The organism is Turicibacter sp. TJ11, from assembly GCF_021497505.1.
Classification (GTDB): domain Bacteria; phylum Bacillota_I; class Bacilli_A; order MOL361; family Turicibacteraceae; genus Turicibacter.
Genome location: NZ_CP069349.1, coordinates 1823031 through 1848905 on the forward strand (window position 1 = coordinate 1823031; position 25875 = coordinate 1848905).

The 25875-nt window shown below is 34.9% G+C and carries 26 protein-coding genes, 3 tRNA genes, 1 rRNA gene and 1 other RNA gene; 3 read left to right on the forward strand and 28 right to left on the reverse strand.

All coding sequences use genetic code 11. The annotated features are described in order from the left end of the window. Positions 1 to 49: 49 nt before the first annotated feature. From JRC48_RS08760 to tadA, 19 genes are all read right to left on the reverse strand, one after another. Positions 50 to 125, reverse strand: a tRNA-Ala gene (locus JRC48_RS08760). Positions 126 to 130: 5 nt separating this feature from the next. Next, positions 131 to 207, reverse strand: a tRNA-Ile gene (locus tag JRC48_RS08765). A gap of 64 nt (positions 208 to 271) precedes the next feature. Next, positions 272 to 1788: ribosomal RNA gene (locus JRC48_RS08770) — 16S ribosomal RNA — on the reverse strand. Positions 1789 to 2460: 672 nt separating this feature from the next. Next, entirely contained in the window at positions 2461 to 2850 is a 390-nt protein-coding gene (gene rpsI, locus JRC48_RS08775; protein WP_235069197.1) for a 30S ribosomal protein S9, read from the reverse strand. A 21-nt stretch (positions 2851 to 2871) separates the two neighbouring features. Then, positions 2872 to 3309 (reverse strand): 50S ribosomal protein L13, encoded by a 438-nt coding sequence (rplM, locus tag JRC48_RS08780; RefSeq protein WP_235069198.1) that lies wholly within the window; start codon positions 3307 to 3309, stop codon positions 2872 to 2874. Positions 3310 to 3788: 479 nt separating this feature from the next. After that, positions 3789 to 5405 (reverse strand): IS1182 family transposase, encoded by a 1617-nt coding sequence (locus JRC48_RS08785; protein ID WP_235069199.1) that lies wholly within the window; start codon positions 5403 to 5405, stop codon positions 3789 to 3791. A 97-nt stretch (positions 5406 to 5502) separates the two neighbouring features. After that, positions 5503 to 5691 (reverse strand): pro-sigmaK processing inhibitor BofA family protein, encoded by a 189-nt coding sequence (locus tag JRC48_RS12785; protein WP_370630364.1) that lies wholly within the window; start codon positions 5689 to 5691, stop codon positions 5503 to 5505. 156 nt (positions 5692 to 5847) lie between these two features. Then, positions 5848 to 6450: a recombination mediator RecR gene (gene recR, locus JRC48_RS08790; protein WP_235069200.1), complete on the reverse strand. Its 603-nt coding sequence runs from the start codon at positions 6448 to 6450 to the stop codon at positions 5848 to 5850. A 9-nt stretch (positions 6451 to 6459) separates the two neighbouring features. Beyond that, positions 6460 to 6765: a YbaB/EbfC family nucleoid-associated protein gene (locus tag JRC48_RS08795; RefSeq protein ID WP_235069201.1), complete on the reverse strand. Its 306-nt coding sequence runs from the start codon at positions 6763 to 6765 to the stop codon at positions 6460 to 6462. 15 nt (positions 6766 to 6780) lie between these two features. Continuing rightward, entirely contained in the window at positions 6781 to 8580 is a 1800-nt protein-coding gene (gene dnaX / locus JRC48_RS08800; protein WP_235069202.1) for a DNA polymerase III subunit gamma/tau, read from the reverse strand. 351 nt (positions 8581 to 8931) lie between these two features. Continuing rightward, positions 8932 to 9597: a phosphate signaling complex protein PhoU gene (gene phoU, locus JRC48_RS08805; protein WP_235069203.1), complete on the reverse strand. Its 666-nt coding sequence runs from the start codon at positions 9595 to 9597 to the stop codon at positions 8932 to 8934. Between the two features lie 18 nt (positions 9598 to 9615). Continuing rightward, the gene (gene pstB / locus JRC48_RS08810; RefSeq protein ID WP_235069204.1) at positions 9616 to 10368 is read right to left on the reverse strand and encodes a phosphate ABC transporter ATP-binding protein PstB; all 753 of its coding nucleotides are present in this window, start codon (positions 10366 to 10368) and stop codon (positions 9616 to 9618) included. A 14-nt stretch (positions 10369 to 10382) separates the two neighbouring features. Continuing rightward, positions 10383 to 11549 carry a phosphate ABC transporter permease PstA gene (gene pstA / locus JRC48_RS08815; RefSeq protein ID WP_235069205.1) on the reverse strand — a complete coding sequence of 389 codons (1167 nt, stop codon included), beginning with the start codon at positions 11547 to 11549 and terminating at the stop codon, positions 10383 to 10385. Then, on the reverse strand, positions 11549 to 12454 hold the full coding sequence (pstC, locus tag JRC48_RS08820; protein WP_235069206.1) for a phosphate ABC transporter permease subunit PstC: 906 nt from the start codon (positions 12452 to 12454) through the stop codon (positions 11549 to 11551). The genes pstA and pstC overlap by 1 nt, the downstream gene beginning before the upstream one ends. A gap of 209 nt (positions 12455 to 12663) precedes the next feature. Further along, a complete protein-coding gene (locus JRC48_RS08825; protein WP_235069207.1) occupies positions 12664 to 13563 on the reverse strand; it encodes a substrate-binding domain-containing protein in 900 nt (299 codons plus the stop codon). 161 nt (positions 13564 to 13724) lie between these two features. Further along, positions 13725 to 15062 (reverse strand): cell wall metabolism sensor histidine kinase WalK, encoded by a 1338-nt coding sequence (locus JRC48_RS08830; protein WP_235069208.1) that lies wholly within the window; start codon positions 15060 to 15062, stop codon positions 13725 to 13727. Further along, entirely contained in the window at positions 15052 to 15747 is a 696-nt protein-coding gene (locus JRC48_RS08835) for a response regulator transcription factor (RefSeq protein ID WP_235069209.1), read from the reverse strand. Before JRC48_RS08835 ends, JRC48_RS08830 begins: the two co-directional genes overlap by 11 nt. 108 nt (positions 15748 to 15855) lie before the next feature. Next, positions 15856 to 15951, reverse strand: an RNA gene (ffs, locus tag JRC48_RS08840) — signal recognition particle sRNA small type. A gap of 51 nt (positions 15952 to 16002) precedes the next feature. Beyond that, complete coding sequence (gene tadA / locus JRC48_RS08845; RefSeq protein WP_235069210.1) at positions 16003 to 16473, reverse strand: tRNA adenosine(34) deaminase TadA; 471 nt, start codon at positions 16471 to 16473, stop codon at positions 16003 to 16005. Positions 16474 to 16566: 93 nt separating this feature from the next. Here tadA and JRC48_RS08850 point away from each other — a divergent pair, with 93 nt between their 5' ends. Then, a complete protein-coding gene (locus JRC48_RS08850; RefSeq protein WP_235069211.1) occupies positions 16567 to 16779 on the forward strand; it encodes a heavy-metal-associated domain-containing protein in 213 nt (70 codons plus the stop codon). 154 nt (positions 16780 to 16933) lie between these two features. On the opposite strand, the gene JRC48_RS08855 is transcribed toward JRC48_RS08850, so the two are convergent. The 9 genes from JRC48_RS08855 to JRC48_RS08895 form a co-directional block, all read right to left on the reverse strand. Continuing rightward, positions 16934 to 17299: a metal-dependent transcriptional regulator gene (locus JRC48_RS08855; RefSeq protein ID WP_235069212.1), complete on the reverse strand. Its 366-nt coding sequence runs from the start codon at positions 17297 to 17299 to the stop codon at positions 16934 to 16936. 460 nt (positions 17300 to 17759) lie between these two features. Then, a tRNA-Ser gene (locus JRC48_RS08860) sits at positions 17760 to 17852 on the reverse strand. A gap of 62 nt (positions 17853 to 17914) precedes the next feature. Then, on the reverse strand, positions 17915 to 18517 hold the full coding sequence (locus JRC48_RS08865) for a thymidine kinase (RefSeq protein WP_235069213.1): 603 nt from the start codon (positions 18515 to 18517) through the stop codon (positions 17915 to 17917). Between the two features lie 159 nt (positions 18518 to 18676). Further along, positions 18677 to 19597 (reverse strand): LD-carboxypeptidase, encoded by a 921-nt coding sequence (locus tag JRC48_RS08870; protein WP_235069214.1) that lies wholly within the window; start codon positions 19595 to 19597, stop codon positions 18677 to 18679. 16 nt (positions 19598 to 19613) lie between these two features. Beyond that, positions 19614 to 20795: a M20 family metallopeptidase gene (locus JRC48_RS08875; protein WP_235069215.1), complete on the reverse strand. Its 1182-nt coding sequence runs from the start codon at positions 20793 to 20795 to the stop codon at positions 19614 to 19616. A gap of 179 nt (positions 20796 to 20974) precedes the next feature. Then, positions 20975 to 21742, reverse strand: a complete 768-nt coding sequence (locus tag JRC48_RS08880; RefSeq protein WP_235069216.1) for a MerR family transcriptional regulator — start codon at positions 21740 to 21742, stop codon at positions 20975 to 20977. 247 nt (positions 21743 to 21989) lie between these two features. Beyond that, positions 21990 to 22316 (reverse strand): hypothetical protein, encoded by a 327-nt coding sequence (locus JRC48_RS08885; RefSeq protein ID WP_235069217.1) that lies wholly within the window; start codon positions 22314 to 22316, stop codon positions 21990 to 21992. Positions 22317 to 22486: 170 nt separating this feature from the next. Next, on the reverse strand, positions 22487 to 22696 hold the full coding sequence (rpmE, locus tag JRC48_RS08890) for a 50S ribosomal protein L31 (protein ID WP_055244798.1): 210 nt from the start codon (positions 22694 to 22696) through the stop codon (positions 22487 to 22489). A 181-nt stretch (positions 22697 to 22877) separates the two neighbouring features. Beyond that, complete coding sequence (locus JRC48_RS08895) at positions 22878 to 24137, reverse strand: UDP-N-acetylglucosamine 1-carboxyvinyltransferase (RefSeq protein ID WP_235069218.1); 1260 nt, start codon at positions 24135 to 24137, stop codon at positions 22878 to 22880. A 348-nt stretch (positions 24138 to 24485) separates the two neighbouring features. Between JRC48_RS08895 and JRC48_RS08900 the strand changes: the two genes are divergently transcribed. Both JRC48_RS08900 and JRC48_RS08905 read left to right on the forward strand, forming a co-directional pair. Further along, positions 24486 to 25325, forward strand: a complete 840-nt coding sequence (locus JRC48_RS08900) for a fumarate hydratase (RefSeq protein ID WP_235069219.1) — start codon at positions 24486 to 24488, stop codon at positions 25323 to 25325. 15 nt (positions 25326 to 25340) lie between these two features. Next, the gene (locus JRC48_RS08905; RefSeq protein WP_235071023.1) at positions 25341 to 25871 is read left to right on the forward strand and encodes a Fe-S-containing hydro-lyase; all 531 of its coding nucleotides are present in this window, start codon (positions 25341 to 25343) and stop codon (positions 25869 to 25871) included. Positions 25872 to 25875: the final 4 nt, after the last annotated feature.

Genomic DNA, 25875 nt, shown 5'->3' on the forward strand with positions numbered 1-25875 from the left:
GATTGTTTCTTCTGAATGAAGATATCTAGTTTTCAAAGATCAACGTTTTTGGTGGAGACTAGGGGGATCGAACCCCTGACCTCCTGCGTGCAAGGCAGGCGCTCTCCCAGCTGAGCTAAGTCCCCATGTATGGTGGGCCTAAATGGACTCGAACCATCGACCTCACGCTTATCAGGCGTGCGCTCTAACCAGCTGAGCTATAGGCCCATACATGTTTCTTTTATCGGAAGAAATTCTTCCAAAACTAAACAGAACGTCGCTTTCTCCATAGAAAGGAGGTGATCCATCCCCACCTTCCGGTAGGGATACCTTGTTACGACTTCACCCCAATCATCTACCCCACCTTAGGCAGCTCCCTCCTTGCGGTTAGGCCACTGACTTCGGGTGTTGTAAACTCTCGTGGTGTGACGGGCGGTGTGTACAAGACCCGGGAACGTATTCACCGCGACATTCTGATTCGCGATTACTAGCGATTCCAACTTCATGTAGGCGAGTTGCAGCCTACAATCCGAACTGAGATTGGCTTTATGAGGTTTGCTCCACGTCACCGCTTCGCTTCTCTTTGTACCAACCATTGTAGCACGTGTGTAGCCCAGGTCATAAGGGGCATGATGATTTGACGTCATCCCCACCTTCCTCCAGTTTGTCACTGGCAGTCTCGTTAGAGTCCCCAACTGAATGCTGGCAACTAACGACAGGGGTTGCGCTCGTTGCGGGACTTAACCCAACATCTCACGACACGAGCTGACGACAACCATGCACCACCTGTATCCATTGTCCCCGAAGGGAAAATCCTATCTCTAGGACGGTCAACGGTATGTCAAGACCTGGTAAGGTTCTTCGCGTTGCTTCGAATTAAACCACATGCTCCACCGCTTGTGCGGGTCCCCGTCAATTCCTTTGAGTTTCAGTCTTGCGACCGTACTCCCCAGGCGGAGTGCTTAATGCGTTAACTTCAGCACTGAGGTTCGACCCCCAACACTTAGCACTCATCGTTTACGGCGTGGACTACCAGGGTATCTAATCCTGTTTGCTCCCCACGCTTTCGCGCCTCAGTGTCAGTTACAGACCAGGAAGCCGCCTTCGCCACTGGTGTTCCTCCATATCTCTACGCATTTCACCGCTACACATGGAATTCCACTTCCCTCTTCTGCACTCAAGTTGACCAGTTTCCAATGACCCTCCACGGTTAAGCCGTGGGCTTTCACATCAGACTTAATCAACCACCTGCGCGCTCTTTACGCCCAATAATTCCGGATAACGCTCGCCACCTACGTATTACCGCGGCTGCTGGCACGTAGTTAGCCGTGGCTTTCTCATAAGGTACCGTCACACTCTAGCCATTTCCTACTAAAGTCGTTCTTCCCTTATAACAGAATTTTACAACCCGAAGGCCTTCATCATTCACGCGGCGTTGCTCGGTCAGGCTTTCGCCCATTGCCGAAGATTCCCTACTGCTGCCTCCCGTAGGAGTCTGGGCCGTGTCTCAGTCCCAGTGTGGCCGTTCACCCTCTCAGGTCGGCTACGCATCGTCGCCTTGGTAGGCCGTTACCCTACCAACTAGCTAATGCGCCGCAGGCTCATCCATCAGCGGTGCCAGGAGCACCTTTAAACTTTCGTCCTATCCGGTATTAGCGATCGTTTCCAATCGTTGTCCCCGTCTGATGGGCAGATGACCTACGTGTTACTCACCCGTTCGCCGCTCACCACCGAAGTGGTTCGCTCGACTTGCATGTATTAGGCACGCCGCCAGCGTTCATCCTGAGCCAGGATCAAACTCTCCATATTAAATGTTTGTTTTTATCCTAAGCTTCTGTTCGAAACTTTATCTTAAAAGTAAATGTTTCTTGACGTTCTGTTTAGTTTTCAAAGAACTTCTCATCACCTTGTTTTGGCGACTTTATTAGTTTATCATGTCTCACTTTTTCTGTCAAACACTTTTTTAAACTTTTTTTAAAAATCTTTTTGATTTCTATTGTTTTTGTTTATCGCTCTTGGCGACTTTATTAGTTTATCATGTCTCACTTTTTCTGTCAAACACTTTTTAAACTTTTTTTTGAAATCTTTTCGATTTCTGTTATTTTTTATTTATCGCTCTTGGCGACTTAAATATAATATCATTACATTTTTTCATCGTCAACAGTTATTTTTATTTTTTTACACTTCATTGAATTTTTTTTATTACTAGATCAACGAATATGTTTATCTTTCTCATTTTAATGCTTATATTAAGATTAAATTTACTTCTAACCGGCCATTCCCCATTACTACTTCTCTTAAGATTACTCTATGTTAATTATAAACCTCTATGTAGGGGCTAATTCAAACCTCAAAAACATATATCACTAAATTAGAATTTATCTCTCTTAGTTCTTACCGATATTTCATTACACCATCTAACTTTACAGGCACTTTCGATAATAAAAAAAAGGAACCACAAATGTGGTTCCAATAATAAAATTAACGTTTTGAGAACTGTGGTGCACGACGAGCAGCTTTAAGTCCGTATTTTTTACGTTCTTTAGCACGTGAATCACGAGTTAATAATCCCATAGGTTTTAAAGTTGCACGGTATTCAGCGTCAACTTCTAATAATGCACGAGAGATTCCTAAACGGATAGCTCCAGCTTGTCCTGTTAAACCTCCACCGTTAACGTTTACTAATACATCATATTGATTAGTTGTTTCAGTTAATGTTAATGGTTGCATGATATCTAAACGAGTTGCTGCAGAAGGAATATAATCTTCAAATTCGCGACCGTTGATAATTACTTTTCCAGTTCCAGGTACTAAACGTACACGTGCAACTGAGCTTTTACGACGACCAGTTCCTAAGTATTGTACTGTCATATAGTGTTACCTCCCTCTTAATTATCCACGAAGTTCGTAAACTTCAGGTTTTTGTGCTGCATGTGGATGCTCAGATCCAGCATAAACAAATAATTTTTTACCCATTGCACGTCCTAAACGTCCTTTTGGTAACATACCTTTGATAGATAACTCTAACATACGCTCTGGTGTATTTTCGCGCATTTGTTTTGCAGTACGAACTGTTAATCCACCTTGGTATCCTGAGTGACGGTAGTATAATTTGTTTTCTAATTTATTTCCTGTTAAAGTGATTTTATCAGCATTGATAACGATCACATAGTCTCCACAATCAACGTGTGGTGTGAAAGTTGGTTTATGTTTTCCACGTAAAAGTGTTGCAACTTCTGTAGATAAACGTCCTAAAGTTTTATCTGCAGCGTCTACAACAAACCATTTACGATCTACTTCATGAGATTTTTGCATAAATGTTGTACGCATTGTCCTGCCTCCTACTTCTTTCGCTTAAGTTATTTTTCATATGAAAATTCGCTGGGGCTCAAATTTTCTTGTGAAAATAAAGAAAATGTACCGTTAGATATTTTACCCCATAGTCTTACTTTTTTCAAGTGTTTTTAGAAATAATTATTCTTTTTTCTAGACAATTTAATCTCAACTTTCGATATTAAACTTAAAATAATTACTTTATCTTTTAACCTTGAATTTTTCATTATTTACTTCTTGATTATATCATCATCACTAAAGGATATGAATAATCAATTTTTGGTTCTTTATATAGAAAAAGGGGCTGTATCAAAATGACTAAAATTTTATAGTCATGGAGCGACATGCTCCTTTTTTTGGCTATTCATCGTAAAAAAATCAGTCTGTAAATTTAATTTTATGGGTTAGACTTAATTTTAAGCACGACGAAAAGAAGGACGTTTCTTTCCTTCAAAACGACAGTCTATTCTGATTTTTTAAGCCACTTTCCCTGGATGAAGTTGTTGTCCGCAACGATGGCTTTGAATTTTGTTATGTAATTTTTGTACATTATATCCAAAACATAGAAGCAATAGTTCGACTGTGACCTGAATTTTTCCACGGGTTAAAAATTTTCTGAAGCCGTAATCTTGTTTTAACACGCCAAAAGCACCTTCGACTTGAATCGAACGATTCTTTCTTAACAGAATCCCTTCTTCACTTTGGATATTTTTAAGGGACTCTGTTCTTAGCGAAAGCATTTTTTTAGACACTTCCAATCGTTTTGAGTTTCCTTCTTTCGCTTTTGTACATTTTAAACGCAAAGGACAATCTTGGCAGGTTTCACATTCATAAATCGTGACTTCTTTTCGATAACCGGTCTGACTTTCTCGAATTTTAACTTCGATCGGTTTTAACGTTCTGCCATTTGCGCACGTATAGGTATCGTTGAGTTCATCGTACGTCATGTTTTCTCGTTTCCCCAGTTGAGCTTTATATTTTCTTGTTTTTGAGGTTTCATAGTTGAGGGGCTTAATGAAACCTTTTTGATGGTTTTCCTTCAAATAAGCATAATTTTCTTCACTTTCATATCCAGCATCCGCAATGATTTGTTTAAACGTTCTGGAAAGCCGACCTTTCAGGGAATCTAAAAATGGAATGAGTGTGGGGACATCGTTAGCTGACTGAAAAACGCCCACACCTACGATATACTCGGCCTCAACTCCAATCTGGACATTATACCCAGGTTTGAGTTGCCCATTTTTCATGTGATCTTCTTTCATTCGCATGAAGGTGGCATCCGGATCTGTTTTTGAACAACTTGAGCGGGTTGAACCGATCATTTTTTGATAGTCCAAGTAAATGATTTGTTTCTCTATGAATGCTTCAAGTGTTTCAATCTGACGTTGAAGCTCTGTTTTTCGCTTCCCTTTCCCATAAACAAATTCAAGAGATTGTTCGATGACTTTTTCTTTTAAATTCAATAAACAAGCCTCTAACACAGGTAATGGATTCTTAACATCAAATGAATAGGAAGTGAGATAGCTGTCATTCACTTGTTGAAGGAGTTTTTCTATTTTGACCTGGAGCTTCGCTTCATTTTTAGTCACTGATTTTAACCAAATAAACGAATAGCGATTGGCATTGGCTTCAACTTTTGTTCCATCAATAAATAGGTTCTTAAAATGAATTTCATCTAAGGTGTGAAGACACTCAATGAATTGATCAAATAAATCTTCCATGACACCATCGCTTAAATGATGTTTTCTAAATCGATTAATCGTATGATGGCTAGGCGCTGGATATCCATTTAATAACCAGATGAAATGAATATCCCGTTGACAAAGTCGCTGAATTTCTCGTGAAGAAAAAGAGCGATTCATGTACGCGTAAATTAAAATCTTAAACATGATCACCGGTGGTACGACAGAATTTCTCCCTTTATCAGAGTAAGTGCCTAATAATTTTTTATCATCTAATCCCTCCAATAATTGATTAAGCAAACGTACAGGATCATGAGGTGGAATATAAACTTGAATATCCATCGTTAAAGAGAGTTGATATCCAGCTGAATAAGTTGTATAATCTTGATGTATATTTTCTTGATTACGCATAAAAAAAGTATACAAAAAAGCAGTCCCGAATGGGACTGCCTTTTTTTGTATCTTTTAGATTTTTAATTCAAGGGCCATCTATTTTGAGACAGTCCCTTTAAACTAAAACTATTTTAGTTAAAACATAAACCAAAATAAATCCTGGGATTCCTAAGGTACCTGTTATAAACGAAGTAATGTAATTGAGAGGAACTGATGCACTAAAGTAAACTCCTACAATATTAAATAGATATAGCGCAAATACTCCTATAATAAAACGTTTGATCAACCATCCGATTAATTTCATAATGCTGTTATAAAACACAATGCTTTATAACAAGTCACCTCCCTTCCTATTTGAAATCATATGCAAGGCTAAGGCGTGATATAACTCAAATCAGCGGGAGAATATAGTTAATAAAATAAAAAAATAGTTACTGCTTAATACAGTAACTATTTTTTCCTAGAATAATTCTCTACGTCCTTCTAGCGCTCGAATTAACGTGACTTCATCGGCATATTCGATTGAACGTCCCATTTCTAATCCGCGTGCAATACGCGTCACTTTAACATCTGTATTTTTTAAAAGTTTAGCAATGTACTGTGACGTAGCATCTCCTTCAAGCGTTGCACTTAATGCTAGAATTAACTCTTTTATATTTTCATCTTTTAATCGTTCAATTAATGCAGGAATCCCGATATCTTCTGGTCCCATTCCATCTAGCGGTGAAAGAACACCATTTAACACATGATATAATCCTTTAAATCCTCTCATACGTTCAATGGCGATAACATCTTTAGGATCTTGTACCACAGCGATGATTGAGCGATCTCTATGTTGATCGGCACAAATACCACAAGGATCAGTATCTGTAATATGACCGCAAATCGGGCATTTAAACAACTGACGTTTACTATCAATTAATGCTTTAGCAAATGTAGTAGCATCATCTTCTTTCATTGAACTGATAACATGAAAGGCTAATCTTTCGGCTGTTTTATTTCCTATTCCAGGTAGTTTACTAAAACTTTCAATTAGTTTTGTAATTGGTTGTGGATATTGCATGATATCTCCTTAGAATAATCCTGGGATGTTCATCCCTTTTGTAAATTGACCCATTGTTGATTCAGTTTTTTCATCAACTTGACGTAATGCGTCATTTAAAGCTAATAAAATAATGTCTTCTAACATTTCAACATCTTCTGGATCAACAACAGATGGATTAATATTAATTTTATTAATTTGTTTTGTTCCTGTTGCTTCAACTGTAACCATTCCACCAGCTGCAGTTCCTGTAAATACTGATTGTTCAATCTCTTGTTGTGCTTTCACCATGTCACGTTGCATTTTTTGAATTTTTTTCATCATCATTGGGTTCATACTTCTTCACTACTCCTATTCATCGATTATATTTACTAAGTCCGCTCCATACATTTCTACGATATTATTAACAAAGCTATTATCCTTAGTTTGGCTTTCCTCATTATAATTTATCACATTTTTAATATCCTGACTATATTGTTTTAAGCGTGGTTCTTCTCCACGTTTTTTTTGTTCAAGATAACTTTGGCGTTGTTCTAACCAAAAAGCTTCTGGCATTACAGTGAACGGATAAGATGCATCAAATAAATAATCCACAATTTGTTCTGCAACCTTACGATTATCTTCTCTTAATAATCGTTTACAACCAGGTTCATGTTTATACGTTAAAATGAATCCTTCATCTGAAGCTGCCACCACTTGTCCATCCTGTAATAAAGCAACAACTTCTTTATATTCTGGCATTGAAAGCGGGCTAATTTGTGACCATTTACTTAAAACACGATCACGAGCTTCTTTGGTCGCCTTCGATAAGATTTGTTCAATCGTTAACATTTCTTTTGTTACATGTTCAGGTAAGATAATACGCTCCGGTTCTTTTGGTAGTTTTAACTCTACTACTTCTGGCTCACTAAATAAATTCATTTTATACTGCGTGTCTGTTTTAGTGATTGAAGGCTCTTCTACTCTTACTGTCGGTGTTTGTTCGAGTTTTTTTACGAGTCGTTTTAATAAGGTCACTTCTTGTTTCAAGTCGCTAATCTCTGTTTCATAATCTTTATGACTTGCTGATTCATCGTTTCCATCTACTAAGCTTAATAATCCAACTTCAAGCATTAATTCAGGATGATTAGAATATCTAAGTTCTGATTGCAATTTATTTAATTTAAATAAGTAGTTGATGACATCATTTGATTTTAAACTTTCAACTAACTCTTCAAACATTGGATCATTCATTAACAAGTTTGATTTTAAAATTTTAGATTTTTGATAAACAAGTAAATCTCGATAAACAGAAATGAGTCCATCAATGATTCGACTAGGCTCTTTTCCGTTTTCTGTCATATCCTTAATTAAATCAATGACATTAGAAAAATCTAGGTTCTCAATTCCTTTAATAATCTGTAGTAATTGATGACTAGCAATCGTCCCGCTTAAAGCATGTACATCATCTAATATGATTTTATCATCTGAATATGAAATAACTTGATCAAGTAAGCTTAAGGCATCACGCATTCCACCTTCAGCTAATTCTGAAACGAGTTGAATGGCCGCCTCTTCATAATCTAGATTTTGTTGTTTCACAATCTCGATCAGATGTTGATAAATTTCTTTAGTTGATATTTGTTTAAAATCAAATCGCTGACAACGAGAAATAATAGTTGGGGGAATTTTATGTGGTTCTGTTGTAGCTAAGATAAAGATCACATGCTTAGGCGGTTCTTCTAATGTTTTTAACAGCGCATTGAAGGCACCTGTTGATAACATATGGACTTCATCTATAATATATACTTTGTAACGCCCCATCGTCGGAGCATATTTAACTTTGTCTCTAATTTCACGGATTTCATCGACGCCGTTATTACTTGCTGCGTCAATTTCAAAAACATCAGAATTGGATCCGTTTGTAATTGTTGTACAGTTTACACATTCATTACACGGTTCAGCCGTAGGGTAATTTATACAGTTAACAGCTTTTGCAATAATTTTTGCAATAGACGTTTTTCCTGTTCCTCGTGGCCCACAGAATAAATATGCATGTGATAAGCGCTCGTGTTTAAGAGCATTTTGTATCGTTCTTACAATATGTTTTTGTCCTACGACATCACTAAATTTTTGAGGACGATGAGCGCGGTATAATGCATGATAAGACATAAGAAAACTCCTACTCTCTAGTTTGAAAATTACCTTGATTATATCATAATTATTGACCTTGTATGACGACTTGTTACATATTTATGATTCAAATAAACTTTTTTATCTTCTTGTTTTAGTTCCCCTGGTTTTAATCCATTTATAAACAGTGAAAGATTTTATTCGTTTAATCCTTAATGTTACTTACTTTTTAGGTTTAACAGCTGTCATGTATATTATCCTTAATTAGATTGTTGATCATCTAAAAAATCTTGAAGAAAAACAAACTTATTATTAGTCTAGCTTGAATTTTTTAATATAGACTAATTGGATTCAAAAATAAAACGCGTAGATCATTCTACGCGTTTTATTTTAATTTAGGTGATAGCGACGTCCTTTTAGAGCATATAAGATTTCTTCTGCAATATTTGTGATGTGATCTCCTGCTCGTTCAATGTACTTATTAATTAAGATAGCATATGCCGTTCCAAAAACTTTTCCGTCAACTACCTGAATGTGAGTAATTAAAGACGCAAGAAGTTCATTATACACTTCATCGACTTGCTTATCCATGTCAGCCGCCTCTTTAATTTTTGTTTTATCTTCTTCTCTTAAGCCTTCCATCACAAGTTTTAACATTTGAATCACAAGTTCTAACATGTGGACAAGTTTATCAACGTTTTTCTCATAGTGTTCAAGTGATTCATTTTGTTTAATTAAGATGATATATTCAGCTAAGTTTTTGGTGTAATCAGCAATTCGTTCGTACTCAGTTGCTAGTCGCATGACCATTAAAATTTTACGTAAATCACTTGCTACTGGTTGCTGACGAATAATAAAAATTGTAGCTTCTTCCGTAATATCTTCTTGTAAGTCATCAATGTCTTGATCTTGTTTAATGATTTGTAAAGCAACTTCTAAGTCTAATGTTTTTAATGCTTTTAATGTGTTTTCATAAGACTGAACGGTTAAGTTTGATAATTTTTCCACACCTTGAAGTAAGGCTTCATAATCGGTTTCTAATTTTGTCTTTTTCATTCCAATTCCCCTCCAATACTATCCGAATCTACCGGTAATATAGTCCTCTGTTCGCTTATCTTTTGGATTAGTGAATATTTTATCTGTATCATCAAATTCAATGAGCTCTCCCATTAAGAAGAATGCCGTTTTGTCCGAGATACGTGCGGCTTGTTGCATTGAGTGAGTGACAATAACAATTGTGTATTTTTCTTTTAATTGTTGAATTAACTCTTCAACTTTTTGAGTAGCAATTGGATCTAAGGCTGATGTCGGTTCATCCATAAGAATGACTTCTGGTTCCATGGCAATGGCACGAGCGATGCATAAACGTTGCTGTTGTCCTCCTGATAATCCCATGGCTGATTTATTTAAACGATCTTTGACTTCATTCCATAAGGCCGCTCCACGAAGTGACTTTTCCACAATCTCATCTAATTTTTTCTTATCTTTAATTCCTTGGCAACGTGGTCCGTAAGCGATATTGTCATAAATACTCATCGGAAAAGGATTAGGTTTTTGAAATACCATTCCGACACGTGTACGTAATTTCATCACATCAATGTCTGAATAAATATCATCCCCATCTAATGTGACACTTCCTGTAATTTTGACCGTTTCAATTAGATCATTCATGCGATTTAATGTACGTAAAAACGTTGATTTCCCACACCCTGATGGTCCAATAAAAGCTGTCACTTGACGCTGTGGAATTTCTATATTGATGTGATGTAAGGCTTGGAAGTTCCCATAAAAAAGATTTAAATCTGTGACGTTGAATTTATGTTGCATTCCGTTTCACTCTCCTAGTAGTTTGCTTTACTGAATTTTTTAGAAATTAAACGTGAGATTAAATTTAAAGTAAAAACAATCATCAGAATAACAATTCCGATCGCTGCTGCCATTTCAATGTTACCTGATTCTTTAACTTCAACATAGGCACGTACTGTTAATGAGGTTCCTGTTTCAAATAACGATAAATTACCACTTGTTGGATTAATCGGTAGCTTAGCAAATGTTCCAACGGTGAATAATAAGGCTGCAGATTCTCCAATCGTACGCCCAATGGATAAGATCACTCCGACTAAGATACCTGGAATAGCGCTTGGTAAAATCACTTTAGATAACGTTTGAATTTTATTGGCACCTAGTCCATATGATGCTTCTCGATAGCTAACAGGAACTGCTTTTAAAGCTTCCTCTGTTGTACGCATCATCGTTGGTAATAATAAAATCATTAAAGTTAATCCCCCAGATAAAATAGACATACCAAGCTTTAGTGTATTTGCAAAGATTAACATTCCAAACAATCCATAGACAACGGAAGGAATTCCTGATAAAACCTCAGTAGCAAAGCGAATCATATTCACTAACTTTCCTGGTTTCGCATATTCAACTAGATAAATAGCTGCTAATACCCCCACCGGTGCTGAGAACAATAAAGCAACTAAAATTAACATTAAGGTTGAAATAATCATTGGGAAAATCCCCCCACCAGGTGAAACGACTTTAATCGTTAAATCATCACTTTCATTTAAAACTTCGATAATTTCGCTACCTTTAGTCTTATGATTAATTTTTAACCTGGATGAATCACTGTTAACTTGTTCTAGTTGATATCCTTTTTTAATTGGAAATGCTTCGCCTGCGTTATTTTTTGCAAGCTTTACAGGAGAATTTTCATCAATCCAAATGACCTCGTAGCCATCCTCATTTGCTTCAATCGCAATTCCTAAATTTTCTGAAAATAATGCATCACTTGATAATGAACTTGGTGCGATATATGATTGATCACTGCTAATATTGACATATTGAGTTTGTGACTCATAATTATTTAATAAAAAGTCCCATGAAATTTTTGACCATCCGTTTGAAAAAATAAAGACAATAATCATAATTAAAATTCCAACGGAAAAAGCGGCTGATAGCCAAATAAGACCTGTTAATAAGTTATCTTTTAATTTTCGAGACATTAACGATCACCTGCCTTTTTTTGAATACGTGATAAGACTAAATTAATGATCATAATAAAGATGAATAGAACAACAGCTGTTGAAAATAACATTTGTTCATGAAGTTCAGCTGCATATCCTTGTTCTAAAGCAATATTTGTTGTTAATAAACGGACGTGATCAAAAATCGTTTTCGGAAGTCCTGACTCTGGATTCCCCGCTACTAAAATAACTGCCATTGTTTCTCCAATCGCACGTCCAATCCCTAAAATCACTCCAGTTAAAATCCCTGATTTCGCTGCTGGTAAAACAACTTTAAAGATCGTTTGCATTTTTGATGCTCCTAAAGCTAATGACCCCTCTTTATAGCTTTTGGGAACAGCACGAATAGCTGTTTCAACAACCGCTACAATCGTCGGTAAAATCATAATGGTTAAGACGATGATGACGGCTAACAATGAATCTCCCGACGGATAAGGTGAAATTTGCTTAACTAACGGTGTAATAACAGCAAAACCAAAAACTCCGTATAAAACGGATGGAATCGCTGCTAATAATTCAATAGCTGGACGAACAAGATTGGCTAATGGTTTAGGGGCCACTTCTGCAATAAATACAGAAGTTAAAATCGCAATTGGAACTCCAATTAAAATAGCTCCAAGTGTCGCTAAAATCGAGCTAATAATCATATACCCAATTCCGTACTCTCCGCTTTGAGGGGTCCACTTTAATCCGGTCAGAAAATCTAATAAAGGATACGTTCCGAATTGATTACTTGGAATAAAGGGTGATAATCCTTTTCCAAAAATAAAAATAATAATTAATGAGACACTAAGAACAGCAAAAAGTGCCGCCATTAGAAATAACCCATGAAAAAATTTCTCTAAAAACACGCGTTTACGATTGAGCGTCATGTCTTTTTTCATACCAAACACCTCGTTTTATTTCAAATTGATCAATACTATTTCGTTATATCGTCATTGTAGCACCTCAACTTGAAAAACACTGGTTTATTAACAGAAAATTAACGGTTGTTAACAATTTCTTAACATTTCTTTTTTAGCATCCAAAAACTAATGTCATCTCTGTTCTTTACATAAAAAAATCACCAACATAGTTGATGATTTTTTTATCTTTATTGATCTAATTCTGACCACTCATTAATATTTCCAGTATAAATATTTTTAATTTGATCTTTAGTAATATCTGAAACCTCATTTGATGGATTGACTACGACTGCAATTCCATCTTTACATAATGTTGTTACTTCTAGTCCTGACTCTAATTCAGACTCTTTAATTTCACGAGAAGCAAATCCTAGTGTATAAGTTCCATCAATGGCATTTTTTACTCCTGTTCCTGAACCCGTTGCATCATATGTATAAGTAACATTCGGGAATAAAGCTGTAAATTCTTTTGCTAATTCTTTAACAGCCTCTTCTGTTGAAGTTGAACCTCCCATAATAATATTTCCAGATAAGTTTTCATATTTTGTCACATCAAAAACTTCAGCATTTTCTGTATCAACGATCGTTCCTTTTGATTCTAAGATTTCTAATCCATCTAATGATGAAGTAAACTCAATAAATGCTCGTTCAACATCTGTTATATTTTCTTCCATATACACCATTTCAAATGGACGTGAGACAGCGTATGTTCCATCTAAAACATTTTGAGCCGTTGGTTCTACCCCTTCAACCGTTAATCCTTTAATTTTATCATGATTTTCTTCTAAGGTTACAAACGAAACGTATCCAATTGAAGCATCATTTCCCGCTACGTAAGTGGCTACCACGCCATTTCCATCTTTGATCGTCGCATTAGCTGTTAATGGTTCTTGGTCTTCTCCATTAAATCCGATGATTTCTTCAAATGCTGAACGTGTTCCGGAACTCGCCTCGCGACTAACGACGTCAATCGCCCCTTGAACGACCTCCGTTTGATTGGTTTGCTCTGAATTTTGATTGCTTGATCCACAAGCTGTCATTGAAAATGTCACTGCTGCTACTGCAGCTAAACTTAATAATTTTTTCATAATCTTCATTCCTCCATGACTTCCTCTGTCTTCTTGATAAACTAATTTTAATATAAATGAATGATTTGAATATTAATTTTCTGTTAAGAAACAGTTAAATTATGATTAATATTAGCTTGCAATTCATCAACCATTTTATACAAAAAAGAAGTAAGCTTAGCTTACTTCTTTTGTTTTTCGGGTAATGTGACAATAAATCGACTTCCCTGATTAAGTTCACTTTTAACCTTTATACTTCCTCCATGCGCCTCAATTATTGATAACACGATAGATAATCCAAGTCCTGTTCCACCCGTGTGTCGTGATCTTGCTTTATCCACTCGATAAAAGCGCTCGAAAATATGCGGAATATCTGCTTTAGGAATCCCAATCCCTTGATCGATGACTTCAACCTCAATTATTGAACTACGCTGCCTCAGTTTGATTGTAATAGTCGTTTTCTCACCTGAATAATGAATGGCATTAGTCATTAAATTAAGAAAGCAGTGTTGCAATCTAATATAATCCCCCTGGACATAACACGTTCCTGATGCTTCAAGCGTTATTTTTTGATTTTTTAAATTTGCAATATTTAATGTTTGAACAATACAATCTGTTAATAATTCATTTAAGCAAATCTGATCCGTGTTGTGTTTGATTTGATCATACTCATAACGATTAATTAGAAGCAAATCTTTAACAAGTTGCTCCATCCGATTGTTCTCTTCTTTAATGATATTTAAAAACTCATCGCATGCCTGTGAGTCATTTTTGGCACCGTTAATTAAAATCTCCGTACAACCTTTAATTGCGCTAATTGGTGTTTTAAGCTCATGTGAAACATTTCCAAAAAACTCTTTTTGTAAGATCTGATATTTTTTAAATTCCGTTATATCATGAAACAATACAACAGCCCCATTAAAATCTTCATTCTCATTAAAAATAGGATGAGCTGTTGAATTGTAATATTTTTGATTAATTTCTAGTTGTTTTTTTCTGGTGGATTCACAAATAAGTGCATCTTCAAGAATTTTACGTAACGGTTCATTTTTAACATCTTGAAACGTAATCTTTTTTAAAGCTGACATATTGACCCATTCTTTGAACCGATTGTTCGCATATTCAAGCTCTCCATTAATATTTAAAATAACCATCGGATCTTGAATACTATTTGTAATAATACTAATAATTTGCATATTTCGACGATTTCTAAATTCTTGTTTTTGAATAAATCTCATTAATTTATTGTATTGAATTCCTAAAATCTCTTGTTGTTCAATAACAAGTGGAGCAATATGACTCCAGTCTTTATGCTCTTGAATACTAGCAGCTACTTCATCATAACGCTTCAATTGATTTAAATAAGTTAACGAACGTTTATACTGCATCGTCATTAAAATAAGTAAGATAAATAAAAATAAAAGAGTCACTTCACTATCTTGTTGACTATAAAGATTAGCCACTAATAAAAGAGTAAAAACAATATAAAACGAGATGAGTTCATGTCGGCTATCTATCATTTGTTTCGTCCTCTAACATATATCCAACTCCACGAATTGTCTTAATTTTAATGCCATATGGTTTTAACTTATCTCTAATTTTAAAAATATGAACATCAACAATACGTGTATCCCCGTCATATTCAAATCCCCATAATTGATCAAGTAAAATATCTCGAGAAAGAGCCTTACCTTTATTTTTAATTAAAAATTCGAGCAATTCATATTCTTTTAAGGTAAAGTCAACCACTTGCTCATCAACTAACACCTCAAAACGACTGCTATCTAATTTAATTTGTTGATAACTTAAATACATTTTATTCTCTTTAGCTGATAAAACATCTTTACGTCTAATAATCGCTTTAACTTTAGAAACCACTTCCCTTGAGGAAAAAGGTTTCGTCATATAGTCATCGGCCCCCACATCTAAGCCAAGCACACGATCGAGTTCATCATCACGTGCTGATAACATGACAATATAAGTGGAATTTCCATGTTGACGTAATTCTTTACACACTGAAAATCCATCACGCTTTGGCAACATGATATCAAGCAGCATCACATCATATTGATTTGCTAATGCTTTTTGTAATCCTTCTTCTCCATCAGAAGCTAGATCGACTGAAAATCCTGATTGCATTAAGTCATATTGTAAAATACGTTGAATAGAAATTTCATCTTCTACCACTAATACTTTTTTTCCCATCAACTAACACCACCAAAATCAAATGTAATTATGTTTATTTTATCATAATCCTCTTATCGCTTCTGTTAATTTTTTGTTAATGACTATCGATAGAAATAAAAAAACTCCCCTTTGGTACCCTTACTCACATAAAACTAAATGCTTAAGGCTGCTACATTCCTGTCCTGACCTGGTTCACACCGTCCTATTGAATAAGGGTACCAAAAGAGAGTTTCAATTGATACACGTTCAGTATATCAATTTCACCCTTGATTGTCAAGACGCTGTTGCTTTTTTTTTCTGTCTTAACTCTCTAAAAAAATCTGATAATAACTTACCACACTCTTCTTCTAAAACACCTGAAATAACCTCACATTGATGATTAAACTGTGATTCATTAAGTAAATTATAAATTGTTCCACAGCATCCACCTTTAGGATCTTTTGCTCCATAAACAACTGTTGGAATTCGAGATTGAACGATTGCTCCAGCACACATTGGACAAGGTTCGAGCGTGACATACATGATACAATCTTCTAATCGCCAAGATCCAATCACTTCATTTGCTTTTGTAATCGCAAGCATTTCGGCATGAGCATTTGAAAGTTGAATTTTTTCTCTTAAATTGTGAGCTTTTGCGATAATTTGTCCATCTTTGACAATCACAGCACCAATGGGCACCTCTCCAATTGCTTTAGCTTTATTAGCTTCTTCGATGGCTTTTTGCATAAATAAGATGTGCTCCATAATAATCACCCGTTATTTATTCTTTTTTAATTTATTCTATGATAAAATAAGTTTGTTATCAAGACTAAATAAAGGAAGTCTGAGGTGAGGATGATGGCTAAAACATTTATGCTAAATGTGGAGAATTTAAGTTCAAATGAAGATATCGAAAAAATTAAATCTTATTTTGAAACAAATTTAGAGGGTGTGGAAAAGTTAGATATCAATCTTTCTTTAAAATTAGTTTCTGTTCATTATAATGAAGGGATTGGTTCCCCGAAATATATTTTAGATGCATTCAACCACTTAGGTTATACTGTTCGTTAAAGCGATCTTTTAACAAGTTTCACTATTTTTCATATTTTATAATGACTTATTTTTCTTAATTTAAAAGAGATTATCCACAGATAATCTCTTTTTTTATTGATCGTAAATATTTTTATCAATAAAATGCCCAAAGATTGTATCTTAAGCATTCACTTTAGTTTTTTAACATTTCTTTCATTCTTTCAAATGTTTCCATACTAATGACATGTTCAATGCGGCAAGCATCTTTATCCGCTAATTGTTCATCGATTTGTAGCGTTTGAATTAAAAATTGTTTAATGAGACAATGACGTTCATAAATAGCCGTTGCTTGATTATGACCCATTTCAGTCAATTCAATTTGACCATTTTTTTCAATCGTAATCAATCCCGCTTTTTTTAAAATCCCCATCGCTCGACTAACGCTTGGTTTTGAATAGTTCAATTCATTAGCGATATCAATCGAACGAACAAAACCATTTTTTCTATTCAAAATTAATATTGTTTCTAAGTAATTTTCACCCGACTCTTGTAATTTCATATACCCACCCAATCTCAAAATTTAAATCTATCATTATTATCTCTAGTTTAACCACGATCGTCATCCCCAAAACAAACCATACTTTTAAAACTATATTGTTTCAAAGAAAATCAATAAATAACAATGATTAAAAGTCTTGACGATTTACACGTATTTAAATTGATGAATCGTTAATTTATTTCATCAAACGTCTATTAAACGAAACGACATTACTTCTAGTGCAAACCTATATTCAGTATTTCTTTCATCTTATCATAGTTTACTTCTTACATTCAACTTTTATACTTTGATCGATTGTCTCCTTCTAATAGCAAATCAATGAAAACTTATCCACAGTTATTCATTTCAAATAAAAAAAGGCTTCTTCTGAAGCCCTTTTTTGTACCCTACTATTATCACGATATTTTTTTACAAACAATAAAAAAAAATCACACGTAATGTGTGAATTATTATCTTGTTATGGCGGAGGAAGAGGGATTCGAACCCCCGCGACGCTTTCACGCCCTGTCGGTTTTCAAGACCGATCCCTTCAGCCGGACTTGGGTATTCCTCCGTATCAACAATATAGATTATATCGATTTATAACTATATTGTCAATGATATTTTAAAATTTTTTTATTTTCTTAATCCTAAATGGTCTGGACGATCTTTAATTTCATGACAGTGACGACAACGTGGCTCGTAAGCCTCTTTCGCTCCTACTTGAATAATTGGATCAAAATATGAAGCGGGTTGTCCATTAATTAAACGTTGTGAACGTGTTGCAGGTGCTCCACAAACACTACAAATCGAAGTTAACTTCGTCACAAATTCTGCTTTTGTTAATAAGGTCGGCATCGTTCCAAATGGTTCTCCACGGAAATCTTTATCTAGACCCGCAACAATGACACGAATTCCTTTATCAGCTAAATACTCAACGACATCAACAATGTTTTCTTCAAAGAATTGAACTTCATCGATGGCAACTGCGTATGTATCTTCTTTAATATAATCTAAAATTTCAACTGGGTGTTCAATTGGGATTGATGGCATTTTTAATCCACTATGTGATACGACTTCATCTTCACTATAGCGATTATCAATAACTGGTTTGAATAAAAAATATGGACGTCGAGCAAAATCTAATCTTTTTAAACGGCGGATTAATTCCTCGGTTTTCCCTGCATACATACTACCACAAATTGCTTCTACCCAACCTTCTTGTCGAACATCATACATTCTATGAACCCACCTTTCAGTCTATCTGACATTTATCTATTTTATCTAGCAAAATTTGAACAGCTTGATAATTATAACAGATAATTATTTAAGGATTCAAGCGAACATTTTATTTTCTAAATGTTTTCTAAACCACGTAAAAAAAGACGATAAAATCAGTTACGATTGAATCGTCTTTTCGTTTTTTCGACTACATCCTTGTTGAATGGATAAGCTATTGGTACTTGAATCTAAAGTCACATAAGCCCCTAATGGCAAAGTGATAATTGGATTGCAGTGTCCACTAGGAATATTATATGCCACAGGTTTAGTACAATCTCTAAACGTGCGTTTTAGTAATTTATTCGTTTCATGTTTATCATAGACGTTGAAATCTCCTAGAATGATTCCCGCTGCATCACTCACCTTTCCACTATAAATGAGTTGAGTGAGTAAGCGATCAACTGCATAAACGGGTTCATTGACTTCTTCAATAAATAAGATTTTTCCGCGTGTATCAATCTCATAAGGTGTTCCAAGTGTTGAGCAGATAATCGTTAAATTTCCACCCACTAAAATCCCTGAGGCTTGGCAAGCATCTTTATTATAATAAGGGACATCAATCAAATCAAATTCTGTTTCTCCCATCAACGTTTCTAAAAAATGATTCGTTGTTGTTTCATTTTTTAAAAGTAAATCTTTAATCATCGGTCCATGATAAGTGATTAGATGATGATATTGATTTAAAAATAAATGAAGATAAGTCACATCACTATATCCTATCAGAGGTTTTGGATAATTTGAAAATTTAAAATTTTTAAAATGAGGGATAATTCGATTACAACCATATCCTCCTCGCATACATAAAATGGCCTCTACTTCATCATCAGCAAACATCATCATAATGTCTTCTGCCCGCTGTTGATCGGATAATCCTGCTAAATATTCCTGGCCTTCAAAGCAACTTGGAGCAATAATGACATCAAAACCCATTTCTTTTAATAGCTCTTCCCCTTTAAATACTGTTTCACTTTCTAAAGGGCCTGAAGGTGCAACAATCGCAATCTTTCCTCCCCTTTTTAATGGTTTTGGTTCAATCATGCTCTCTTCCCCCCGATTATTGTTGTAATAACTGAAGTGTCGCTAACACTTGTAAACAGACACCAATTTTTATTGCTTCTTCGTCAACATTAAAAGTGTCTTCATGTAAACTAGCTTGTATTCCATTCTCTAAGTTAGCCGTTCCTAGGTTATAAAAACAAGAAGGTACTGCCTGTGCAAAATAAGCAAAATCTTCAACTCCTAAACTTGGGTGTTCTAAAATAACAATTTTGTCTTCACCTAAAAGTTTCGTTGCTGTCTCAATCACAGAATCAGTAATCACACGATCATTTATCAGTGGTGCATATCCTTCTTCAATCGTTACTTGAGCATTTCCCCCAAATGCTTTAGCTGTATTTTCTACAACCTCAACGATTCTTTTTTTCATAAAGGTACGTGTTTCTTGATCAAGTGTTCTTAATGTTCCTCGAACGGTCACTTGATTACAAATCACATTCCCTGCACTTCCCCCCTCAATCATTCCTAAGCTTAAGACCGCTGATTGAAAAGGTGATAAGTTTCTACTCACTAAACTTTGTAACGCTGTAATTGTATGAGAGGCAATCAAAATAGCATCTATTCCATCTTGTGGATAGGCCCCGTGTGCTTGTTTTCCATGAATCGTTAGTGTAATAGTGTCACTAGCTGCATGACACTTCCCGTAGTGAAATCCGACCTCACCAACACTTAACGTTGGACGAACATGAAGTCCTAAAACATGATCAACTTTTGGGTTTTCCATGCACCCCGCTTCAATCATCGGTTTTGCTCCACCCACAGTTTCTTCTGCTGGTTGAAAGAATAACTTAACATTCCCGTTATACTCATTTGCTAGTTGTTTTAAGATATAGGCGGCTCCGAGTAAAATAGTCGTATGAACATCATGTCCACAAGCATGCATTTTTCCAGCATACACCGAAGCATACGGAACCCCTGTTTTTTCTTCAATCGGAAGAGCATCCATATCCGCTCTTAATCCGATCGTTTTATTTCCTTGTTGTCCCTTAATCAATCCAACAATTGCCGTCTCTCCAATTCGTTGTGTTACCTCTATATTCCACTGCTTTAAAAAATCTAAAACTAAAGCTGATGTTCGATATTCTTCTAAACCAAGTTCAGGATGTTGATGTAAATCTCGTCGAATACTTACAAGTTGTGGATAAATCTTTTCTACCATCTCTTGCACTCTTTGATACATCTTTAATCCTCCTATCTCATAAGATAGTTCATTATATGCTAGTAGTGCTTTAAAAAATGTATAGTCAACAAGATATTTTTCTCCCTCATAACATAAAAGAGTAGAAAATCGTTAAGATTTTCTACTCTTTCTCAAACTATTTAGCCTTCTTTTTAGTTATAGTATTTAACATCAGGTCTTTATTTCTCATAAGAAGTATAGAATAAAATAGCATCACATAAAAACTGAGCTGCTCCTTTACCAATTGCATCATCATAATAGGCGGTAAATCGCTCATCAGCAACATACATTTGCGCTAAGCCTGCATGAGCTTCTTTGCTATAGCTTGGCCACGTATACATTAACCAACGATGATGCATTTTAGCCACTTCTTGCGCTAACTCCCCTTGGGGATCATGACTTTTCATCGCTACACTTAATTGATTTAAAATATTTTCTCCAAGTTCGTTCATTTCCTGGAATGTTTCTTCGCTTAGATGATAAAATTTTTTATTAGCTGCTTCTATCCTTTCATCACCATAAGATTGGCGAAGTTCATCTCCGTATTTTTCTTCATTTTCTTGAATCATTTGTTGTTTTAGACCTTTAAATTTTTCTTCATTACTCATTTGTTTCTCTCCTTTTTTAGAAGAAATGGTTAATTTAATCGTTTCGATAACTAAATCTAATTGCGCTCTTTTTTCAAGCAATTTATGATAATGATTTGTTAAAGCGTTTAGTTCATCATAAGATGGATCGAATAAAATCTGCTTAATTTCATCAATTCCTAAATCAAGCGTTCGATAAAATAAAATCTGTTGTAATCGGTCAACTTCTTTTGATCCATAAATTCGATAGCCTGATGAACTTAGACGTTTAGGCTTTAAGATACCCACTTCATCATAATAACGTAATGTTCGCGTACTAACTCCCGCTAGGTGAGCCAATTTTTGAATCGTATATTCCAAGGTCATCACCCCTTACCTGTTTATCTTACTCATTAACGTAACGTAAAAGTCAATCCTAATTTTTAAAAAAACTGCCCTTTAAGTAAAGGACAGTTTTTTTATTGAACTAGATAATAAGTGAGTATCATTGGATACTTATTCATCATCAATATAAATGATGTGGATAAGTTTATTATCTTAACATTTTGAAAAAAGATAAAAGAATTCCATTTTATTAAAGAATACTTGTAATTAATAGGATCGCTAATTATTCACTTTGTGTCATAAGTTCAATCCTAATTAATAACTCATTTAAGTGATCGCTATTTACATTATAAAAACTTCCCTCTTCATCTCGATAAAACCAATCAGCGTTTATATTTTCTACATTCGCTATAAGATCATATGAAGAATTCCAATGCATAAAAGTTTCGATTGATTTATTTAAAATCAACTGTTGAAGACGTTGTTTTGACCATATATAAGATAAGACTAACTGTTCTATATTTTTTGAATCATCAACTAAACGATCAACAGCAATCTCTAACTCATCCTGTTCAATTAATGATTTGATTGTTTTTGTAATATTTTTCATTTTTTTATTCCTTTCAATGTTCATGAACTATTTTTAATAAGCTTTCTAATATAATAGTTTTATTTTATACATTTTGTTCCTATATATACTAAATTCAGGTGCTTATTAAATAATTCACTTAAAAAGAATAAAAAAAACACCACACATAAGGTGGTGTTTTAAAATCAAAACTATTTAGTGTTGATTCCGTATTTTTTGTTGAAGCGTTCGATACGTCCATCAGCTTGAGCGAATTTTTGACGTCCTGTGTAGAATGGATGACAGTTTGAGCAAGTGTCAACACGAATTTCTTTCTTAACAGATCCGCTTTCGAATTCGTTTCCACAAGTTGTACATACTACGTTAATACGGTTGTATTCTGGATGGATTCCTTGTTTCATTCTAGTTCACTCCTTCGGCCCTGATTAGTTCTTTAATCAGAGAAAGTCTATATATAACAATAGAATTATACTAAATTTAAACTACTCGTGCAATAAAAACTTTCGGAATCATCAAATTAAAATTTAACATTTCATATAAAATTAGTTAAATATATGACGTATTTTATGATTTGAGTTTTTATTATTCAGTTACCGTTTCACGCCAAACTTTAGCACCAATATTATTTAGTTTTTCTTCAATATTTGAGTAACCACGATCAATATGATATGTATTTCCGATTTCAGTTATACCTTCTGCAATTAAACCAGCGATGACTAATGACGCACCTGCACGTAAATCAGTTGCTTGAACGCGAGCTGCATGTAATTTCGTAGGTCCTTGAATAATAGCAGAATTTGCTTGAACTTTAATGTTAGCTCCCATTTTATTTAACTCAAAGCAGTTTTTAAAACGATCAGTATAAATTGTATCGGTTACCATTCCAACACCTGTTGCTTGTGTTAATAAAGTCACTAATGGTTGTTGTAAATCTGTTGCAAGTCCTGGATATGTACTTGTTTTAAAATCAACAGCTTTCATTTCTTTGCGACCACGTACAATCACATGATCCGCATGCACCTCAATATCTACACCCATCTCACGTAATTTTGCAATTAACGCTTCTAAATGATGAGGGATAATATTATCAATTTTGACTTCTTCACCCGCTACTGCGGCTAAAGTAATGTATGTTCCCGCTTCAATACGATCAGGAATAATCGCATGACGTGTTCCATGAAGTGATGACACTCCTTGAATACGGATTTCACCCGTCCCTGCTCCTTTGATTTTAGCTCCCATACTATTTAAAAGATTCGCTAAATCAATGATTTCTGGTTCTTTAGCCGCATTTTCAATCACAGTTGTTCCTTCGGCTTTAACAGCAGCTAACATAATATTAATGGTAGCTCCTACAGAGGCAAAATCTAAATAAATTTTAGCACCTTTTAATTGTTCAGCTTTTAAGCGAATAGCCCCTGCTTCTTGTGTAATCGTTGCTCCTAACGCTTCAAATCCTTTTAAATGTAAATCAATGGGACGTGGACCTAAGTAACATCCTCCTGGCATTCCAATGACTGCTTCTTTGAATTTTCCAAGTAGTGCTCCCATAAAGTAATATGAAGCACGTAATTTATTAACAGCACCTTCTACTAACGGTGTATTGATTAAGTTTGTAGGATCTATAATTAACTCGTCATTATCTATTTCATATGTACCATTTAATTGCTCAATCATCATACCTAGATGCTCAACATCAACAATTTGTGGAACACCTTCTAAAATAACTGAAGAATCAGCTAAAATGGCCGCAGGAATTAAAGCAACTGTACTATTTTTAGCACTATCAATTCGGACAGTTCCATTTAATGGACGTCCTCCTTCTATTTTAATCACTTCCATCGACGCTCTTCCTTTCTGTTTTACAGCAATACCTATTGTATTATATCAAACTTTAGCCTAAGTTGTTAAAGATATTTTTACCTTTTATAGTGCTTAATACGCAAATTTTTCAAATTCTTATAATAATTAATTATTTTTGCCCCATTCGACACGAAATCGCTTTTTATTTTCAATATTTTATCTATCAGTAAATCAGCTTTAAATAATAAAATAATTTTCAATTACAATAATCTCTAATTTATCTTAAAACACAACATCCATTTTTACCAATTATAACTTCAATCGGCTTTTTCTTTTCATCTATTGTCATTTACTGTAAAATATTAGATGTTAGGAGGGAGTTCATTCATGCGAAAACTTGAAGTATCAAGTCTAATCTCTAAGATTGAAGCCATGTGTATTGATGCAAACTATAATGTCAGTCCGACATTAATGGACACGTTAAAACAAGCACAAAATAGTGAAACATCTGTACTTGGAAAAAATATTTTAAGCCAAATCATTAAAAATGATGAAATTGCTAAACAATCACAAGTTCCAATGTGTCAAGATACTGGAATTGCTGTTGTTTTTGTTGAAATCGGATCTAATCTTCAACTCATCGGAAATCTAGAAGAAGCAATTCATGAAGGAATTCGACGCGGTTATGAAAAAGGTTATTTAAGAAAATCAGTCGTAAAGCATCCACTGAATCGTGTTAACACAAAAGATAATACACCTGCTATTATTCATTATCAATGGACTGAGGGAGATCAACTTAAGATTACGCTTGCGCCTAAAGGTGCGGGAAGTGAAAACGTAAGTGCTGTTAGTATGTTAAAACCTTCAGATGGTTATGATGGTGTAAAAAAATTCGTCTTAGATACGATCTTAAAAGCGGGAGGAAATCCTTGTCCACCGATTATTGTCGGTGTCGGTATCGGCGGGAACTTTGAAAAATGCGCCCTTCTTTCAAAGCAAGCTTTAATGCGCCCAATAGACGATGTCTCATCCGATGACATCTGTGCTCGTCTTGAAAAAGAATTATTAACTGAAATCAATAACTTAAATATTGGACCAATGGGATTTGGCGGACAAACAACTGCTCTTGCGGTTAAAGTGAATGCCTATCCATGTCATATTGCTTCTTTACCTGTAGCTGTTAATATTCAATGTCATGCTTCACGACATGTGACAGAAATTTTTTAAGGATAAAGGATGAAGATGATGAAAATTAACTTACCGTTAACGAAAGAAATCGCAAAAACATTAAAAGCTGGGAATTTGATTAAATTATCTGGGGTTATTTATACAGCACGCGATGCCGCTCACAAACGATTAATTGAACGTCTTGAAGCTAATGAACCCTTACCATTTGATTTAAAGGATAGTATCATTTATTACGTTGGACCAACCCCTGAAAAACCAGGTGCTGTCATTGGATCAGCAGGACCAACGACGAGTTATCGAATGGACGCCTATACTCCTACACTTTTAGACTTAGGTTTAAGAGGGATGATTGGTAAAGGGCCTCGAAATTCACTTGTTATTGATGCTATGAAACGTAACGATGCTGTTTATTTTGCCGCTGTTGGTGGTGCAGCAGCACTTCTTGCGTTACACATTAAAGAAGCAGAAGTTATTGCATTTGATGATTTAGGAACTGAAGCGATTCGCCGCTTAGTTGTAGAAGATTTTCCTGTTATCGTCGCAACGGATTGTCATGGTAACAGTCTTTATTCAACTCAAAACTAATTGT

What these genes read in the sequence shown, in the direction of transcription:
- rpsI (WP_235069197.1), bottom strand. Translation starts at nt 2,850, where the DNA reads ATGACAGTACAATACTTAGGAACTGGTCGTCGTAAAAGCTCAGTTGCA.
- rplM (WP_235069198.1), bottom strand. Translation starts at nt 3,309, where the DNA reads ATGCGTACAACATTTATGCAAAAATCTCATGAAGTAGATCGTAAATGG.
- JRC48_RS08785 (WP_235069199.1), bottom strand. Translation starts at nt 5,405, where the DNA reads ATGCGTAATCAAGAAAATATACATCAAGATTATACAACTTATTCAGCT.
- JRC48_RS12785 (WP_370630364.1), bottom strand. Translation starts at nt 5,691, where the DNA reads ATGAAATTAATCGGATGGTTGATCAAACGTTTTATTATAGGAGTATTT.
- recR (WP_235069200.1), bottom strand. Translation starts at nt 6,450, where the DNA reads ATGCAATATCCACAACCAATTACAAAACTAATTGAAAGTTTTAGTAAA.
- JRC48_RS08795 (WP_235069201.1), bottom strand. Translation starts at nt 6,765, where the DNA reads ATGAACCCAATGATGATGAAAAAAATTCAAAAAATGCAACGTGACATG.
- dnaX (WP_235069202.1), bottom strand. Translation starts at nt 8,580, where the DNA reads ATGTCTTATCATGCATTATACCGCGCTCATCGTCCTCAAAAATTTAGT.
- phoU (WP_235069203.1), bottom strand. Translation starts at nt 9,597, where the DNA reads ATGAAAAAGACAAAATTAGAAACCGATTATGAAGCCTTACTTCAAGGT.
- pstB (WP_235069204.1), bottom strand. Translation starts at nt 10,368, where the DNA reads ATGCAACATAAATTCAACGTCACAGATTTAAATCTTTTTTATGGGAAC.
- pstA (WP_235069205.1), bottom strand. Translation starts at nt 11,549, where the DNA reads ATGTCTCGAAAATTAAAAGATAACTTATTAACAGGTCTTATTTGGCTA.
- pstC (WP_235069206.1), bottom strand. Translation starts at nt 12,454, where the DNA reads ATGAAAAAAGACATGACGCTCAATCGTAAACGCGTGTTTTTAGAGAAA.
- JRC48_RS08825 (WP_235069207.1), bottom strand. Translation starts at nt 13,563, where the DNA reads ATGAAAAAATTATTAAGTTTAGCTGCAGTAGCAGCAGTGACATTTTCA.
- JRC48_RS08830 (WP_235069208.1), bottom strand. Translation starts at nt 15,062, where the DNA reads ATGATAGATAGCCGACATGAACTCATCTCGTTTTATATTGTTTTTACT.
- JRC48_RS08835 (WP_235069209.1), bottom strand. Translation starts at nt 15,747, where the DNA reads ATGGGAAAAAAAGTATTAGTGGTAGAAGATGAAATTTCTATTCAACGT.
- tadA (WP_235069210.1), bottom strand. Translation starts at nt 16,473, where the DNA reads ATGGAGCACATCTTATTTATGCAAAAAGCCATCGAAGAAGCTAATAAA.
- JRC48_RS08850 (WP_235069211.1), top strand. Translation starts at nt 16,567, where the DNA reads ATGGCTAAAACATTTATGCTAAATGTGGAGAATTTAAGTTCAAATGAA.
- JRC48_RS08855 (WP_235069212.1), bottom strand. Translation starts at nt 17,299, where the DNA reads ATGAAATTACAAGAGTCGGGTGAAAATTACTTAGAAACAATATTAATT.
- JRC48_RS08865 (WP_235069213.1), bottom strand. Translation starts at nt 18,517, where the DNA reads ATGTATGATGTTCGACAAGAAGGTTGGGTAGAAGCAATTTGTGGTAGT.
- JRC48_RS08870 (WP_235069214.1), bottom strand. Translation starts at nt 19,597, where the DNA reads ATGATTGAACCAAAACCATTAAAAAGGGGAGGAAAGATTGCGATTGTT.
- JRC48_RS08875 (WP_235069215.1), bottom strand. Translation starts at nt 20,795, where the DNA reads ATGTATCAAAGAGTGCAAGAGATGGTAGAAAAGATTTATCCACAACTT.
- JRC48_RS08885 (WP_235069217.1), bottom strand. Translation starts at nt 22,316, where the DNA reads ATGAAAAATATTACAAAAACAATCAAATCATTAATTGAACAGGATGAG.
- rpmE (WP_055244798.1), bottom strand. Translation starts at nt 22,696, where the DNA reads ATGAAACAAGGAATCCATCCAGAATACAACCGTATTAACGTAGTATGT.
- JRC48_RS08895 (WP_235069218.1), bottom strand. Translation starts at nt 24,137, where the DNA reads ATGGAAGTGATTAAAATAGAAGGAGGACGTCCATTAAATGGAACTGTC.
- JRC48_RS08900 (WP_235069219.1), top strand. Translation starts at nt 24,486, where the DNA reads ATGCGAAAACTTGAAGTATCAAGTCTAATCTCTAAGATTGAAGCCATG.
- JRC48_RS08905 (WP_235071023.1), top strand. Translation starts at nt 25,341, where the DNA reads ATGATGAAAATTAACTTACCGTTAACGAAAGAAATCGCAAAAACATTA.